The organism is Pseudonocardia oceani (genome assembly GCF_019263585.2).
GTDB classification, from domain to species: Bacteria; Actinomycetota; Actinomycetes; order Mycobacteriales; family Pseudonocardiaceae; genus Pseudonocardia; species Pseudonocardia oceani.
This window is the reverse complement of the sequence record NZ_JADQDF010000001.1, coordinates 2,103,382-2,117,696: the sequence shown is the minus strand read 5'-3', so window position 1 is coordinate 2,117,696 and position 14,315 is coordinate 2,103,382. Positions and strand designations below refer to the sequence as shown.

General features: G+C 71.5%; 13 protein-coding genes. 10 read left to right on the top strand and 3 right to left on the bottom strand.

The genetic code is table 11. From position 1 onward, the window contains the following. Positions 1-7 precede the first annotated feature (7 nt). Genes nuoH through I4I82_RS10495 form a run of 8 tightly spaced genes read left to right on the top strand, consistent with a single transcriptional unit; the run spans position 8 to position 9,162 of the window. Positions 8-1,282, top strand: a complete 1,275-nt coding sequence (gene nuoH / locus I4I82_RS10530; protein WP_218590441.1) for an NADH-quinone oxidoreductase subunit NuoH — start codon at positions 8-10, stop codon at positions 1,280-1,282. Then, positions 1,275-1,817, top strand: a complete 543-nt coding sequence (gene nuoI / locus I4I82_RS10525) for an NADH-quinone oxidoreductase subunit NuoI (RefSeq protein ID WP_218590435.1) — start codon at positions 1,275-1,277, stop codon at positions 1,815-1,817. The genes nuoH and nuoI overlap by 8 nt, the downstream gene beginning before the upstream one ends. Continuing rightward, complete coding sequence (locus I4I82_RS10520) at positions 1,814-2,629, top strand: NADH-quinone oxidoreductase subunit J (protein WP_218590434.1); 816 nt, start codon at positions 1,814-1,816, stop codon at positions 2,627-2,629. Before nuoI ends, I4I82_RS10520 begins: the two co-directional genes overlap by 4 nt. Next, positions 2,626-2,925, top strand: coding sequence for an NADH-quinone oxidoreductase subunit NuoK (gene nuoK, locus I4I82_RS10515; protein WP_172157570.1), 300 nt, complete (start codon positions 2,626-2,628; stop codon positions 2,923-2,925). The genes I4I82_RS10520 and nuoK overlap by 4 nt, the downstream gene beginning before the upstream one ends. A 58-nt stretch (positions 2,926-2,983) precedes the next feature. After that, positions 2,984-4,915, top strand: a complete 1,932-nt coding sequence (nuoL, locus tag I4I82_RS10510) for an NADH-quinone oxidoreductase subunit L (protein WP_218590440.1) — start codon at positions 2,984-2,986, stop codon at positions 4,913-4,915. Continuing rightward, a complete protein-coding gene (locus tag I4I82_RS10505) occupies positions 4,915-6,519 on the top strand; it encodes an NADH-quinone oxidoreductase subunit M (protein ID WP_218590433.1) in 1,605 nt (534 codons plus the stop codon). Before nuoL ends, I4I82_RS10505 begins: the two co-directional genes overlap by 1 nt. A gap of 38 nt (positions 6,520-6,557) precedes the next feature. Continuing rightward, on the top strand, positions 6,558-8,156 hold the full coding sequence (gene nuoN, locus I4I82_RS10500; protein ID WP_218590439.1) for an NADH-quinone oxidoreductase subunit NuoN: 1,599 nt from the start codon (positions 6,558-6,560) through the stop codon (positions 8,154-8,156). Between the two features lie 4 nt (positions 8,157-8,160). Beyond that, on the top strand, positions 8,161-9,162 hold the full coding sequence (locus I4I82_RS10495; RefSeq protein ID WP_218590432.1) for a polyprenyl synthetase family protein: 1,002 nt from the start codon (positions 8,161-8,163) through the stop codon (positions 9,160-9,162). A gap of 4 nt (positions 9,163-9,166) precedes the next feature. Here the strand turns inward: I4I82_RS10495 and rarD are convergent, their stop codons facing one another. Beyond that, positions 9,167-10,084, bottom strand: a complete 918-nt coding sequence (gene rarD / locus I4I82_RS10490) for an EamA family transporter RarD (protein WP_226369979.1) — start codon at positions 10,082-10,084, stop codon at positions 9,167-9,169. A gap of 171 nt (positions 10,085-10,255) precedes the next feature. On the opposite strand from rarD, the gene I4I82_RS10485 reads away from it, so the two are divergent. Further along, positions 10,256-10,837 carry an OmpA family protein gene (locus I4I82_RS10485; protein ID WP_218590431.1) on the top strand — a complete coding sequence of 194 codons (582 nt, stop codon included), beginning with the start codon at positions 10,256-10,258 and terminating at the stop codon, positions 10,835-10,837. Positions 10,838-10,845: 8 nt separating this feature from the next. Further along, positions 10,846-11,217, top strand: a complete 372-nt coding sequence (locus tag I4I82_RS10480; protein WP_218590430.1) for a hypothetical protein — start codon at positions 10,846-10,848, stop codon at positions 11,215-11,217. A gap of 70 nt (positions 11,218-11,287) precedes the next feature. Here the strand turns inward: I4I82_RS10480 and I4I82_RS10475 are convergent, their stop codons facing one another. Both I4I82_RS10475 and I4I82_RS10470 read right to left on the bottom strand, forming a co-directional pair. Next, positions 11,288-12,373, bottom strand: coding sequence for a 2-oxoacid:ferredoxin oxidoreductase subunit beta (locus I4I82_RS10475; protein WP_218590429.1), 1,086 nt, complete (start codon positions 12,371-12,373; stop codon positions 11,288-11,290). Beyond that, positions 12,370-14,268 carry a 2-oxoacid:acceptor oxidoreductase subunit alpha gene (locus tag I4I82_RS10470; RefSeq protein WP_218590428.1) on the bottom strand — a complete coding sequence of 633 codons (1,899 nt, stop codon included), beginning with the start codon at positions 14,266-14,268 and terminating at the stop codon, positions 12,370-12,372. The genes I4I82_RS10475 and I4I82_RS10470 overlap by 4 nt, the downstream gene beginning before the upstream one ends. Positions 14,269-14,315: the final 47 nt, after the last annotated feature.

Genomic DNA, 14,315 nt, shown 5'->3' with positions numbered 1-14,315 from the left:
CGAGGGCCTGACCCGCACGCAGCAGCTGCTGGCCGACGACCCGATCTGGCTGATCCTGCTGAAGGTCGTGGTGCTGTTCGCGATCGGCGTCCTGCTGACGCTGATCATGATCAACGCCGAGCGCAAGGTGGTGGGGCGGATGCAGCAGCGTCCCGGCCCCAACCGCACCGGACCGGGCGGATGGCTCCAGTCCTTGGCCGACGGGCTCAAGCTCGCGTTCAAGGAGGACATCATGCCGGTGATGGCCGACAAGCCGGTGTACTTCATCGCGCCGATCATCGCCACCATCCCGGCCTTCGTCGCGTTCTCGGTGATCCCCTTCGGCGGCGAGGTCTCGATCTTCGGCGAGCCGACCGTGCTGCAGCTCGTCGACCTCCCGGTCGGCGTGCTGGTCGTGCTGGCCTGCTCCTCGATCGGCGTCTACGGCATCGTGCTCGGCGGCTGGTCCTCCGGCTCGCCCTACCCGCTGCTCGCGGCGCTCCGCTCGGCCGCGCAGGTCATCTCCTACGAGATCGCGCTCGGCCTCTCGATCGTCGCGGTCATCCTCTACGCCGGCTCGATGAGCACCGCCGACATCGTCGGGGCGCAGGCGAGCGGCTGGTTCGGCTGGCTGCTGATCCCGAGCTTCGTGGTGTTCGTCATCGCGATGGTGGGCGAGACCAACCGCGCCCCGTTCGACCTCCCCGAGGCCGAGTCGGAGCTGGTCGGCGGCTTCCACACCGAGTACTCGTCGCTGAAGTTCGCGCTGTTCTTCCTGGCCGAGTACGTCAACATGGTCACCGTCTCGGCGATGGCCACCACGCTGTTCCTCGGCGGCGGGATGTGGCCCTGGCCGCTCTCGTTCCTCAACGCCAACGGCTGGCTGCAGTTCGTCGCCTTCCTGCTGAAGACGATGATCTTCCTGTTCCTGTTCATCTGGCTGCGCGGCACGCTGCCCCGCCTGCGCTACGACCAGTTCATGCGCCTGGGCTGGAAGGTCCTGGTCCCCGGCAGCCTGCTCTGGATCCTGACGATCTTCGCGATCCGCACCTGGCGCAACAGCGAGGGCGGCGACCTCACCGCGCTGCTGTTCGTCATCGGCATCGTCCTGGCCGTCGTGCTGCTGGTCGCCTTCCTGGTGCCCGACCGCGCGCAGCCCGAGCCGGTCGTCGAAGTGGCGTCGGACTACCCGGTGCCCCCGCTCGACCTCGCCGTGCCCACCCCGTCGCGCCACAAGCTGCGGGCGCGGACGGCCGCCCGCGAGCCCGCCCTCCCCACAGGGAAGGAGTCCGAGAATGTTTGAGTTCTTCAAGGGATTCGGCGTCACCTTCTCGACGATGTTCAGACGAGTCGTCACCGAGGAGTACCCCGAGAACTTCCCGCCCGCGGCGCCGCGGTACCACGGCCGCCACCAGCTCAACCGGCACCCGGACGGGCTGGAGAAGTGCGTGGGCTGCGAGCTGTGCGCCTGGGCCTGCCCGGCCGACGCGATCTACGTCGAGGGCGGGGACAACACCGAGGAGCAGCGCTTCTCCCCGGGTGAGCGCTACGGCGCCATCTACCAGATCAACTACCTGCGCTGCATCGGCTGCGGCCTGTGCATCGAGGCCTGCCCCACGCGGTCGCTCACGATGACCAACTTCTACGAGATGGCCGACGACGACCGGCAGAACCTGATCTACACCAAGGAGCAGCTGCTCGCGCCGCTGCTCCCGGGTATGGAGCAGCCGCCGCACCCGATGCGCCTGGGTGACCACGAGCAGGACTACTACGTGCTGGGCCCGACCCTCGCGAAGATGGATCTGCTCTCCGACCCGGTCGGGGAGCAGGTCACGTGAGCCCTCTCGCGCTGGCGGCCGTCGACTCCGTCACCACCGGGGAGGCGATCGTCTTCTGGATCCTCGGGCCGATCGCCCTGGCCGGGGCGCTGGGCATGATCTTCGCCCGCAACGCGGTCCACTCGGCGCTGTTCCTGGTGCTCACGATGTTCTGCCTGGCCGTGCTCTACATGGTCCAGCAGGCCCCGTTCCTCGGGTTCGTGCAGATCATCGTCTACACCGGCGCCGTGATGATGCTGTTCCTGTTCGTGCTCATGCTCGTCGGGCGCGACAGCTCCGACTCCGTGGTCGAGGTGCTCCGCGGCCAGCGCGTCGCGGGCCTCGTGCTCGGCGTCGGGCTGGCGCTGCTGCTCGTCGCGGGCATCGGCCCGTCGCTGGTCTCGGTGCAGTCCGCCGGGCTGGCCGCGGGCGGCGCGGGCTCGGGCAACAACATCGCGGGCCTCGGCCAGCTGATCTTCACCGAGTACCTGTTCGCCTTCGAGCTCACCTCGGCGCTGCTCATCACCGCGGCACTCGGGGCGATGGTGCTGGCGTTCGCGCAGTCCGCCTCGCACGACAAGCGAGGCCAGCGCGCCACCGTGCAGGCCCGCCTGCGCGGCGAGCACGACCGCATCTCCCCGCTGCCCGGCCCCGGAGTGTTCGCCACGGCCAACTCGGTGGCGGTCCCCGCACTGCTGCCCGACGGTTCGATCGCCCCCGAGTCGATCTCCGCGATCATCGACGCCACCCCGGTGGCCCCGGTCGACGACGTGCTCCCCGACGCGCGCTCGCTGACCGGCCGCTCCTCGACGGACGGGACGACGACGTCGTGACCCCCACCTACTACCTGCTGCTCTCCGCGCTGCTGTTCAGCATCGGCGCGGTGGGCGTGCTGGTGCGCCGCAACGCGATCGTCGTCTTCATGTGCATCGAGCTGATGCTCAACGCGGTGAACCTGACGCTCGTGACGTTCTCGCGCATCAACGGCGACCTGGACGGCCAGGTCATGGCGTTCTTCGTCATGGTCGTCGCCGCCGCCGAGGTCGTGGTCGGCCTCGCGATCATCACCTCGATCTTCCGCACCCGCCGGACGGCGTCGGTCGACGACGCCAACCTGCTGAAGTACTGACCTAGGAGCTCCCCGTGCTCAGCCCTGCTCACCACCCCGAGGTGACCCCGTGACGGAGTTGCCCGAGGTCGGCACCGCCACCGGCGTCGCGTCGCTGGCCTGGTTGCTGTTCGTGCTGCCCGCGGTCGGGGCGCTGCTGCTGTTCGTCGCCGGCCGCCGTGCCGACGCATGGGGCCACTGGCTCGGCGTGGCCGCCGTCCTGGCGTCGTTCGGCGTGGGGCTGGCGGTCTTCCTGGAGACGGTCGCCCTGCCGGCCGAGGAGCGCACGCGCGAGCTGTCGCTGTACGACTGGTTCTCCGTCGCCGGTCTGGACATCGACTTCGGGCTGCGGCTCGACCCGCTGTCGCTGACGTTCGTCCTGCTGATCACCGGTGTCGGGTCGCTGATCCACATCTACTCGATCGGCTACATGAGCCACGACCCCGGCCGCCGCCGGTTCTTCGCGCAGCTCAACCTGTTCGTCGCCGCGATGCTGCTGCTCGTCCTGGGCGACAACTTCGTGATGCTCTACCTGGGCTGGGAGGGCGTCGGCCTGGCGTCCTACCTGCTGATCGGCTTCTACCAGGACCGCCCGTCCGCGGCCACGGCCGCCAAGAAGGCGTTCCTCATGAACCGCGTGGGTGACGTCGGCCTGGCCGTCGCCATCTTCATCCTGTGGACCCAGCTGGGCACGGTCCAGTACACCGAGGTCTTCGCGACGATCGACCAGGCCGACCCGGCCGCGATCGTCGCCGTCACGATCCTGCTGCTGCTGGGCGCCTGCGGTAAGTCGGGCCAGTTCCCGCTGCAGTCCTGGCTGCCGGACGCGATGGAGGGCCCGACCCCGGTCTCCGCCCTGATCCACGCGGCGACGATGGTCACCGCGGGCGTCTACCTCATCGCCCGCGCCTCGCCGGTCTACAACCTGTCGGAGACCGGGCGGCTGGTCGTCACGCTGGTCGGGGTCGTCACGCTGCTGATCGGCGCGATCATCGGCTGCGCCTACGACGACATCAAGAAGGTGCTCGCCTACTCCACGGTCAGCCAGATCGGCTACATGATCCTGGCCGTCGGGCTCGGCCCGGCCGGGTACGCGCTGGGCATCTTCCACCTGCTCACCCACGGCTTCTTCAAGGCCGGTCTGTTCCTCGGGGCGGGCTCGGTGATGCACGCGATGCACGACGACGTCGACATGCGCCGCTACGGCGGGCTCGCCCGCTACATGCCGGTCACCTTCGTGACGTTCGGCCTGGGCTACCTCGCGCTGATCGGCTTCCCGTTCCTGTCGGGGTACTACTCCAAGGACGAGATCATCGCCGCGGCGTTCGACCAGCCGGGCTGGCAGGGCTACGTGTTCGGCGGCGCCGCGCTGCTGGCCGCCGGGCTCACCGCGTTCTACATGACCCGCCTGATGCTCATGACGTTCTTCGGCGAGAAGCGCTGGAAGGACCTCACGTCGGCCGACGGGCAGGACTACCACCCGCACGAGTCGCCGCTGTCGATGACGGTGCCGATGATCGTGCTGGCCTTCGGCTCGGTCGGTGCGGGCTTCCTGCTGCACCAGGACGAGGTGCTCACGGCGTGGCTCGCGCCCTCGGTCGGCGAGCTCGTCGAGCGCGAGGCCAACGCGGTGCCGCACAGCCTCACCCCGTTCCTGGTCGTCGGGATCTCGCTGGTCGGCGTGCTGATCGCCGTCGCCACCAACCGGCGGACGCCGGTGGAGCGCCCCGAGCGCGTCTCGCTGCCGGTGCGCGCCGCGCGCCGCGACCTCTACGCGAACGCGATCAACGAGGCCGTCATCGCCCGGCCCGGCACCTGGCTCACCCGGGCGCTGGTGTTCGTCGACAACCGGGGCGTCGACGGGGTCGTCAACGGCACCGCCGCCCTGCTCGGCGGCAGCTCGGGACGGCTCAGAAGGCTGCAGACCGGGTTCGTCCGGTCCTACGCCCTGTCCATGCTCGGCGGCACGGTCCTCGTGGTCGCGGCCCTGCTCGCGGTGAGGTTCGTCTGATGGACTCCGGAACGCTGCTGCTCGCCCTGCTGCTGCTCCCGCTCGCGGGGTCGGCCGTCGTCGCCGCGCTGGGGGCCAACCAGCGCCTGGCCAAGCTCGTCGCCGTCGGCTTCGCCCTCGCCTCGCTGGCCCTGACCGTCGTGGTCTGGTTCGCCTACCTCGGTGCGCGCTCGGAGAGCCGGTTCGCCCTCGAGCTCTCGGTGCCGTGGATCCCCGCGTTCGGCACGTCGTTCGCGCTGGGCATCGACGGCATCGCGCTCGTCATGCTCGCGCTGATCGCCGTGCTCGTGCCGATCGTCATGCTGTTCTCGTGGGAGGAGCGACTCCCCGAGGGGCGCTCCGCCTCGGGCCTCTACGCGCTGCTGCTGTCCACGCAGAGCCTGCTCGTCGGCGTCTTCGCGGCCACCGACGTCTTCCTGTTCTACGTGTTCTTCGAGGCCATGCTCGTGCCGATGTACTTCATGATCGGGCGCTTCGGCGGCCCGCGCCGCCAGTACGCGGCCGTGAAGTTCTTCCTGTACTCGCTGCTCGGCGGGCTGATCATGCTCGCGTCGGTGATCGGGCTGTTCGTCGTCTCCGGCGAGGAGCTCGGGCAGGGCACCTTCACCTGGGTCGAGCTGCAGCGGATGGCCGCGGGCGTCGACGAGGGCACGCAGATCCTGCTGTTCCTCGGGTTCTTCGTCGCCTTCGCGATCAAGGCCCCGCTGGTGCCGTTCCACACGTGGCTGCCCGACGCCGGTGCCGAGGCCCCGGTCGGGGCGGGCGTGCTGCTGGTCGGCGTGCTCGACAAGGTCGGCACGTTCGGCTTCCTGCGCTACTGCCTGCCGCTGTTCCCGCTGGCCAGCCAGCGCCTCGCGCCGCTGGTGCTGACGCTCGCGGTGATCGGCGTCCTCTACGGCGCGCTGCTCGCCGTCGGCCAGACCGACATGAAGCGCTTCGTGGCCTACACCTCGATCGCGCACTTCGGCTTCATCGCGCTGGGGATCTTCTCCTTCTCCAGCCAGGCGTTCGCCGGCGCCACGCTCTACATGGTCAACCACGGCATCTCCACCGGCATGCTGTTCATCGTCGTCGGCCTGCTGATCGCGCGCGGCGGCTCGCGCCTGATCGGCGACTACGGCGGCGTGCACAAGCTCGCGCCGCTGCTGGCCGGGTCGTTCCTCATCGCGGGTCTGTCGTCGCTGGCGCTGCCGGGCACCAACTCGTTCGTCAGCGAGTTCCTGGTGCTCGTCGGCTCCTACCCGCGCCAGCCCGTCTTCACGATCCTGGCCACGGTCGGCATCATCTTCGCCGCGCTGTACGTGCTGTGGGTCTACCAGCAGGTCATGCAGGGCCCGGTGCGCGGCGCCGCGGTGCTGTCGGCGGTCTCCACGAGCGGGCCGGGCACCATGCTCGACCCGACCGTCGAGGCCTCCCGCGCCGGCGGCTCGTCGGGCTTCCCCGACCTCGGCCGGCGTGAGATCGCCGTGCTGACGCCGCTGATCGTGCTGATCCTGGTGCTCGGGTTCTTCCCGGGCCCGGTGCTCGACGTCATCACCCCGTCGGTGATCGACACGATGAACGAGGTGGGTCTGCCCGACCCGGTGGGAGGACTGGCCCAGTGAGTTCCGTAGTGGCGCAGACCGTAGTGGCGCAGACCGCATTGGCTCAGGGCATCGAGGTGCCCCCGATCGACTACGCGGCCATCGCACCGCTGCTGATCATCCTCGGCACGGCGCTGGTCGGCGTACTCGTCGAGGCGTTCCTGCCGCGCCACCAGCGCTGGCCGGCCCAGGTCGCGCTGTCGGTCGTCGGCATCGCCGCGGCCGGACTCACGCTCGGCATCTACGCCGGTGGTGCCGGGCCCGACGGCGTCGTCACGCTCTCGGCCGCGCTCGCCGTCGACCGGCCCACGCTGTTCCTGTGGGGCACACTGCTCGCCCTCGGCCTGGGCAGCGTGCTGCTGATCGCCGACCGCTCGGTGGAGCCGGGCGGCGCGATCCTGCCCTCGGCCATCGCCCGGGCGGCCGTGGGCGGCCGGTCCACCGGCACCGGTGCCGGCCCGGAGGACCGCGACTACGGCTCTCCGCCTGGGTCTGATCCTTCTGCGGCGCCGACGATGCAGACCGAGGTCTTCCCGTTCACGTTCTTCGCCCTCTCCGGGATGATGACGTTCGTCGCGGCGAACGACCTGCTGACGATGTTCATCGCCCTAGAGGTGCTCTCGCTGCCGCTGTACCTGATGTGCGGGCTCGCGCGGCGGCGCCGGCTGCTGTCGCAGGAGGCGGCGGTCAAGTACTTCCTGCTCGGGGCGTTCGCCTCGGCGTTCTTCCTCTACGGCCTCGCGCTGATCTACGGCTACGCGGGCTCCGTGCGCCTGTCCGACGTCGCGGAGGCCTCCGTCGGCTCCGCGCGGTCGGACGCGCTGCTCTACGCCGGGCTCGCGCTGCTGGTCGTCGGCCTGATGTTCAAGGCCTCGGTCGGCCCCTTCCACACCTGGACGCCCGACGTCTACCAGGGTGCGCCCACGCCGGTCACGGCGTTCATGGCGGCCTGCACCAAGGTCGCGGCGTTCGGCGGGATCCTGCGCGTGTTGCACGTCGCCTTCGGCGACACCCGCTGGGAGTGGCGCGGCGTGCTGTGGGCCGTGGCCATCGCCTCGATGGTGATCGGCGCGGTGATCGGTCTCACCCAGACCGACATCAAGCGGATGGTGGCCTACTCCTCGGTCGCGCACGCGGGCTTCCTGCTCCTCGGTGCGATGGCGATCACCCCCGGCGGCATCTCGGGCTCGCTGTTCTACCTGCTCGCCTACGGCTTCAACACTCTCGCGATCTTCGGCGTGATCAGCCTGGTGCGCGACGCCGACGGCGAGGCGTCGCACCTGTCGCAGTGGGCGGGGCTGGCGAAGCGGTCGCCGGTCGTCGCGTACACGATGGCGTTCCTGCTGCTCGGGCTCGCCGGCATCCCGCTGACCAGCGGTTTCACCGCCAAGTTCGCGGTGTTCTCCGCCGCGCTGGGCGACGGGATGGGCCCGCTGGTGGTGATCGCCCTGATCGCCAGCGCGATCGCGGCGTTCTTCTACCTCCGCGTCATCGTGCTGATGTTCTTCAGCGAGCCCGCCCCCGACGGCCCGTCCGTCACGGTGCCGGGCGCGTTCACGACGGCCGCGATCACGCTCGGCGTGCTCATCACCCTGCTGCTGGGCGTGCTGCCGACGCTGGCCTTGGAGTGGGCGGCCGGCGGAGTGTTCGTAGGCTAGGGGCGTGAGTAACTACGAGGTTGCGGGCGTCGAGCTGGGTGACGCGGATCTGGCCGGCTCCACGACGGCCGGGCTCGAGCGCGTGGAGGAGCTGCTGCGCCGCGAGGTGCACAGCGACTACCGGTTCGTCACCGAGACGTCCCTGCACCTCATCGAGGCGGGCGGGAAGCGCTTCCGGCCCCTGTTCACGCTCCTCGGGGCGCAGATGGGGCCGCGGCCGGAGTCGCCGGACGTGATCACGGCGGCCGCGGTCGTCGAGCTCATCCACCTGGCCACGCTCTACCACGACGACGTCATGGACTCCGCGACGATGCGCCGCGGCGCGGAGAGCGCGAACCACCGCTGGGACAACACCGTCGCCATCCTCACCGGCGACTTCCTGTTCGCCCACGCCTCGCGCCTGGTGGCCGACCTCGGACCGGACGCGGTGCGGATCATCGCGCTGACGTTCGCCGAGCTGGTCACGGGCCAGATGCGCGAGACGCGCGGGCCGCGTCCCGACGAGGACCCGGTGGAGCACTACCTCGGGGTCATCGCGCAGAAGACCGGCTCGCTCATCGCCACCGCGGGCCGCTACGGCGGCATGTTCTCCGGCTGCGCGCCGGAGCAGACCGAGTCGCTGCACCGGTTCGGCGCGATCGTCGGCGCCGCGTTCCAGATCTCCGACGACATCATCGACATCGCCTCGGCGTCGGAGGACTCGGGCAAGACGCCGGGCACCGACCTGCGAGAGGGTGTCCACACGCTGCCGATGCTGTTCGCCATGCAGGGCTCCGGGGCCGACGCGGAGCGGCTGCGGACGCTGCTGGCCCACCCGATCTCCGCGGACGCCGAGGTCGACGAGGCGCTCACGCTCCTGCGCCGCGGCGACGGCATCGCCCGCGCCCGCGAGGTGCTCGCCGCCCAGGCGAAGGACGCGCAGCGCGAGCTCGAGCAGCTCCCGCGGTGCTCCGCGGCCGACGCGCTGGCCACGCTCACCGCCTACATGGTCGACCGCACCGCCTGACCCGCTACGCCAGCGGGGCCAGGCGGGCGGCGCGGTCGGAACGCGAGGTGCGCACCAGGTCGACGGTGAACACCACCAGCGCGGCCCACACGAGCGCGAACCCGGCCCAGCGCAGCGGCGAGACCTCCTCGCGCACCACGAGCACGCCCCACAGGAACTGCAGGGTCGGGTTGATGTACATCAGCACGCCGATCGTGCTCAGCGGCACCCTCCGGGCGCCCACGGCGTAGAGGAGCAGGGGCACGGCCGTCACCGGGCCGGCCGCGACCAGCAGCAGCAGGTGGCCGGCGCCGAACCCGCCCATCGTGCCGGTGCCGGTCAGCTCGAACCACGCGATCACGCCCAGCGCGACGGGACCCAGAGCGAGGCTCTCGGCCGTGAGGCCCGCGGCGGCCGTCAGGGGCACGGTGCTCTTGATCAGCCCGTAGAGGCCGAACGAGGTGGCCAGGACGAGCGCGATCCACGGCGGCCGCCCGCCCTCGACGGCGATCACGAGGACCGCGACCAGGGCGATGGCGACGGCGGTCCACTGCGCGGGCCGCAGCCGCTCCCGCAGCACCACCACGGCCAGCAGGACGCTCACCAGCGGGCTCATGAAGTAGCCCAGCGCCGCCTCGATCACGAGCCCCGCGAACACCGACCCGATGTAGACGCCCCAGTTGACGGCGATGAAGACCCCGCCCGCGAACACCGTCAGCCAGGACCGCAGCCGCAGCGTCGCGAGCTCGCCCCAGCCGCGCAGGACCGTCAGCACGCCGACCATCAGCACGGCCGTCCATCCGATGCGGTGCGCCAGCACCTCGACCGGCGCCGCGGGGGCCAGCAGCGGCCAGAACGCCGGGAACAGCCCCCACATCGAGTACGCGGCGACCGCCGCCCCCACACCCCGCCCGGACAGAGCGGGCCGCTCGAGAACACTCACGGGACCATCAGAACACGCCGCCCCCTCCCGCACTCCGGAGCCGGGACGCGGTGGGAGGGGGCATCCCGAGAGCGTTCCGGCTCCGAAGTGCCGCCGGGTCGTGATCGTCCCGTGACTGTCGTCGGGGAGCTTCTGATCACCCGGGGGTCCTCCCCCTTCCCTGGAGCCGCCATGTCCTCCCTGCGCACCGCGCGCCTGCAGTGGTGCGCGGCGTTCCTCGCCGTGCCGACGGTGCTGGCCGGGGTCGCGGCGGCCTGGGCCGAGCCGGACGCGGCCGTACCGCCCGCCGCCCCGTCCGTGTCCGCCGCCGCGTCGCTGCCGACCACCGTCGTCACCGCGGGTCCCGTGACGGGCGCGGAGCAGGCGCCGACCGGACAGGTGCCGACGGCCCAGGTACCCACCGCGCAGGAGGCCCCGGTCGCCGACCGGGTCGCGGCGCTCGTCGCGGCCTCGCCGGTGACGTTCCCGGCGAACAGCGCGGAGCTGCCGGGTGCGGCCGCGGAGACGGTGCGGGCCGTCGCCGCCGTGCTCGCCCCGTCCGACGCCGCGGTGCGGCTCACCGGGCACGTCGCCGACACCCCGGGCTCGCCGGAGGGCGCGCAGGGGCTGTCGGAGCGGCGGGCGGCGGCCGTCGCGCAGGCCCTCGTCGCGGGGGGCGTCGACCCGGCCCGCATCACGGCGGTCGGCCTCGGCGCGACCGCGCCCCTGGACACCCTCGCCGCCAGCCGGCGCGTCGAGTTCGAGATCAGGTAGGGGGAGCCGTGGCCTGGTTCGTCGCCCAGGTGTGGGTGCTGTGCGCCGTCGCGTTCCTGCTCGGGGCGGCGGTCACGTGGCTGCTGTTCGTGCGGCCGCTGCGCCGCGCCCGGCCGCCGGTGCCGGTGCCCGAGCCGGTGCCGACCGCGCTGCCGGTGGCGGCCCCGGCCGAGCCGCCGGCGCCGCCGCAGGACCCGCCCGCGCCGCCCGTCGATCCCGCCCTCGCGGCGCTCGACATGCCGCCGACGGGCCCGCCGGAACGGCCCGGGCACCGCGCCCGCGCGGCGCTCGACCTGCTCGGCGTCGAGCCGTCCGGGCTGGCCCCGCCCATCCCGCAGCAGCACGGGCCCACCGACGACGAGGGGCGCGACGCCCGCTGACCCTCGACCCCCGGGAACGACACCGCCCCTCCCCGCGGTGCGGGGAGGGGCGGCGGCGCGGGTGGTCCGGTCAGCCGACGACGGTCCAGGTGTCGCGGCCGTGGAGCAGGGCCTGCAGGTCGGGCCCGCCCTTGGCGGCGGCGGCCTCGCGAGCCTGGTCGACCTGGGCGCGGGTGGCGTCGTCGTAGGTGGTGCGGTCGACGTCGCGGAAGATGCCCGTGACGGTGTGGGTGAGGTCCTGGTCCGAGAGCCGGGACAGGGCGAACGCGAGGTTGTGGTCGCGCGCGTCGTGCACCACGATCTCCGAGGCGTCGACCTCGGCGGCCTTCGCGACGCCGAGCCCGAAGCCCTCGCGGACCACGGCGAAGGTGCCCAGGCCGTCGTCGCCTGCGGGGCCGAAGCGGATCGGCTCGCCGTCGGTGAGGTGGATCAGGCGCTCCTCGACGTCGTCGCCCTTGCGCAGGACGTCGAACGACCCGTCGTTGAAGATCGGGCAGTCCTGGAAGATCTCGACGAGTGCGGTGCCGCGGTGCGCGGCGGCCGCACCCAGGACGGCGGTGAGGCCCTTGCGGTCGGAGTCGATGGCCCGCCCGACGAAGGTGGCCTCGGCGCCGAGTGCGAGCGACACCGGGTTGAAGGGGTGGTCGACCGAGCCCATGGGCGTGGACTTGGTGACCTTCCCGACCTCGGAGGTCGGCGAGTACTGGCCCTTGGTCAGCCCGTAGATCCGGTTGTTGAACAGCAGGATCTTGAGGTTGACGTTGCGGCGCAGCGCGTGGATCAGGTGGTTGCCGCCGATGGAGAGCGCGTCGCCGTCACCGGTGACGACCCACACCGACAGGTCGGGCCGGGACACGGCCAGGCCGGTGGCGATGGTCGGGGCGCGCCCGTGGATCGAGTGCATCCCGTAGGTGTTGAGGTAGTAGGGGAACCGCGACGAGCACCCGATCCCCGAGATGAAGACGGTGTTCTCGCGCTTGATCCCCAGCGTCGGGAGGAACTGGCGCACGGCGGCGAGCACGGCGTAGTCGCCGCAGCCGGGGCACCAGCGAACCTCCTGGTCGGAGGTGAAGTCCTTGGCGGTCTGCTTGTCGGTCGTGGTGGGGACCCCGTCGAGGCCCCCGATCGACGGCAGTCCGAGATCGAGCGCGGTCATGCCAGCTCTCCTGTGATGCTGTTTGTGGCGAGGTAGCTCAGGAACAGGTCCTGCAGTTCCTCGGCCTTGAACGGCAGCCCGGTGACGTTGGTGTAGCTCTTCGCGTCGACGAGGTAGCGGGCGCGCAGCAGCAGCACGAGCTGGCCGAGGTTCATCTCGGGCACCAGCACGGTGCGGTAGCTCGCGAGGACCTCGCCGAGGTTGGCCGGCAGCGGGTTGAGGTGGCGCAGGTGGGCCTGCGCGACGCTGTGGCCCATCGCGCGGACGCGGCGCGCCCCGGCCCCGATCGGGCCGTAGGTGGAGCCCCAGCCCAGGACGAGCAGCTCGGCGTCGCCGTTGGGGTCGTCGACCTGCAGGTCGGGCACGGTGATGCCGTCGACCTTCGCCGCGCGCAGCCGCACCATGCGGTCGTGGTTGGCCGGGTCGTAGGAGATCGACCCGCGCCCGTCGGCCTTCTCCAGGCCGCCGATGCGGTGCTCCAGGCCCTTGGTGCCCGGGATCGCCCACGGGCGGGCCAGGGTGTCGTCGTCGCGCAGGTAGGGCCAGAACTCGCCGGTCCCGTCGGGGGCGTTGGGCTCGGTGGCGAAGCCGGGGTCGACCGGGGTGAGGGTGTCGATGTCGGGCACCTTCCACGGCTCGGACCCGTTGGCCAGCGAGCCGTCGGACAGCAGCAGCACCGGGGTGCGGTAGGTGACCGCGATCCGGGCCGCCTCCAGCGCGGCGTCGAAGCAGTCGCCCGGGCTCTGCGGGGCCACGATCGGCACCGGCGACTCGCCGTTGCGCCCGAACATCGCGTGCAGCAGGTCGGCCTGCTCGGTCTTGGTCGGCAGCCCGGTGGACGGGCCGCCGCGCTGGACGTCGACGACGATCATCGGCAGCTCCAGGGCCACCGCGAGACCGACGGTCTCCGACTTCAGCGACAGACCCGGCCCGGAGGTCGTGGTGACGCCCAGCGCGCCGCCGAAGCTCGCGCCCAGCGCCGCCCCGACGCCGGAGATCTCGTCCTCGGCCTGGAACGTCGTCACGTTGAACGACTTGTGCTTGGACAGCTCGTGGAGGATGTCGCTGGCCGGCGTGATCGGGTAGGAGCCCAGGAACACCGGCAGCCCGGTGGTGCGCCCCGCGGCGACCAGGCCGTAGGACAGCGCGGTGTTGCCGGTGATCTGGCGGTAGGTGCCGGTCGGCAGCGGCGCCGGCTTGACCTGGTAGGTCACCGCGAACGCCTCGGTGGTCTCGCCGTAGGCGTGCCCGGCCTTGAACGCCAGGATGTTGGCCTCGGCCAGGTCGGGGCGCCGCGCGAACTTCTCCCGCAGGAACCGCTCGGTGCCCTCGTGGGGGCGGTGGTACATCCACGACAGCAGCCCGAGCGCGAACATGTTCTTCGCCCGCTCGGCGTCCTTCTTGCTCAGCCCGGTCTCGGCCAGCGCGCCCATCGTCAGCGTGGCCATCGCGACCTCGTGCACCGCGTACTGCTCCAGCGAGTCGTCCTCGAGCGGGTTCGCCGCGTAGCCGACCTTCGTCAGGTTCCGCTTCGTGAACTCGTCGGTGTTGACGATCAGCACCCCGCCCGGGGGCAGGTCGGCGACGTTGGCCTTGAGCGCGGCCGGGTTCATCGCCACCAGCACGTCGGGGCGGTCGCCGGGGGTGAGGATGTCGTAGTTCGCGAAGTGCAGCTGGAACGACGACACGCCCGGCAGGGTGCCGGCAGGTGCGCGGATCTCGGCGGGGAAGTTCGGCAGCGTCGAGAGGTCGTTGCCGAACGCGGCGGTCTCGGAGGTGAAGCGGTCGCCGGTGAGCTGCATGCCGTCGCCGGAGTCACCCGCGAAACGGATGACCACCCGGTCCTTCTCCACGACCTCGGTGCGGTCGACAGCGGTGTCGGGGGTGGCAGTCATGGGTAGGTGGTGTCCTCGTTCCGGACGGGTGCGGAGAGTACTCAAGG

Bases quoted from the DNA above. Each gene is read 5' to 3' on its own strand.
- nuoI (WP_218590435.1), top strand. From the start codon at position 1,275: ATGTTTGAGTTCTTCAAGGGATTCGGCGTCACCTTCTCGACGATGTTC.
- I4I82_RS10505 (WP_218590433.1), top strand. From the start codon at position 4,915: ATGGACTCCGGAACGCTGCTGCTCGCCCTGCTGCTGCTCCCGCTCGCG.
- I4I82_RS10485 (WP_218590431.1), top strand. From the start codon at position 10,256: ATGTCCTCCCTGCGCACCGCGCGCCTGCAGTGGTGCGCGGCGTTCCTC.
- I4I82_RS10475 (WP_218590429.1), bottom strand. From the start codon at position 12,373: ATGACCGCGCTCGATCTCGGACTGCCGTCGATCGGGGGCCTCGACGGG.
- I4I82_RS10470 (WP_218590428.1), bottom strand. From the start codon at position 14,268: ATGACTGCCACCCCCGACACCGCTGTCGACCGCACCGAGGTCGTGGAG.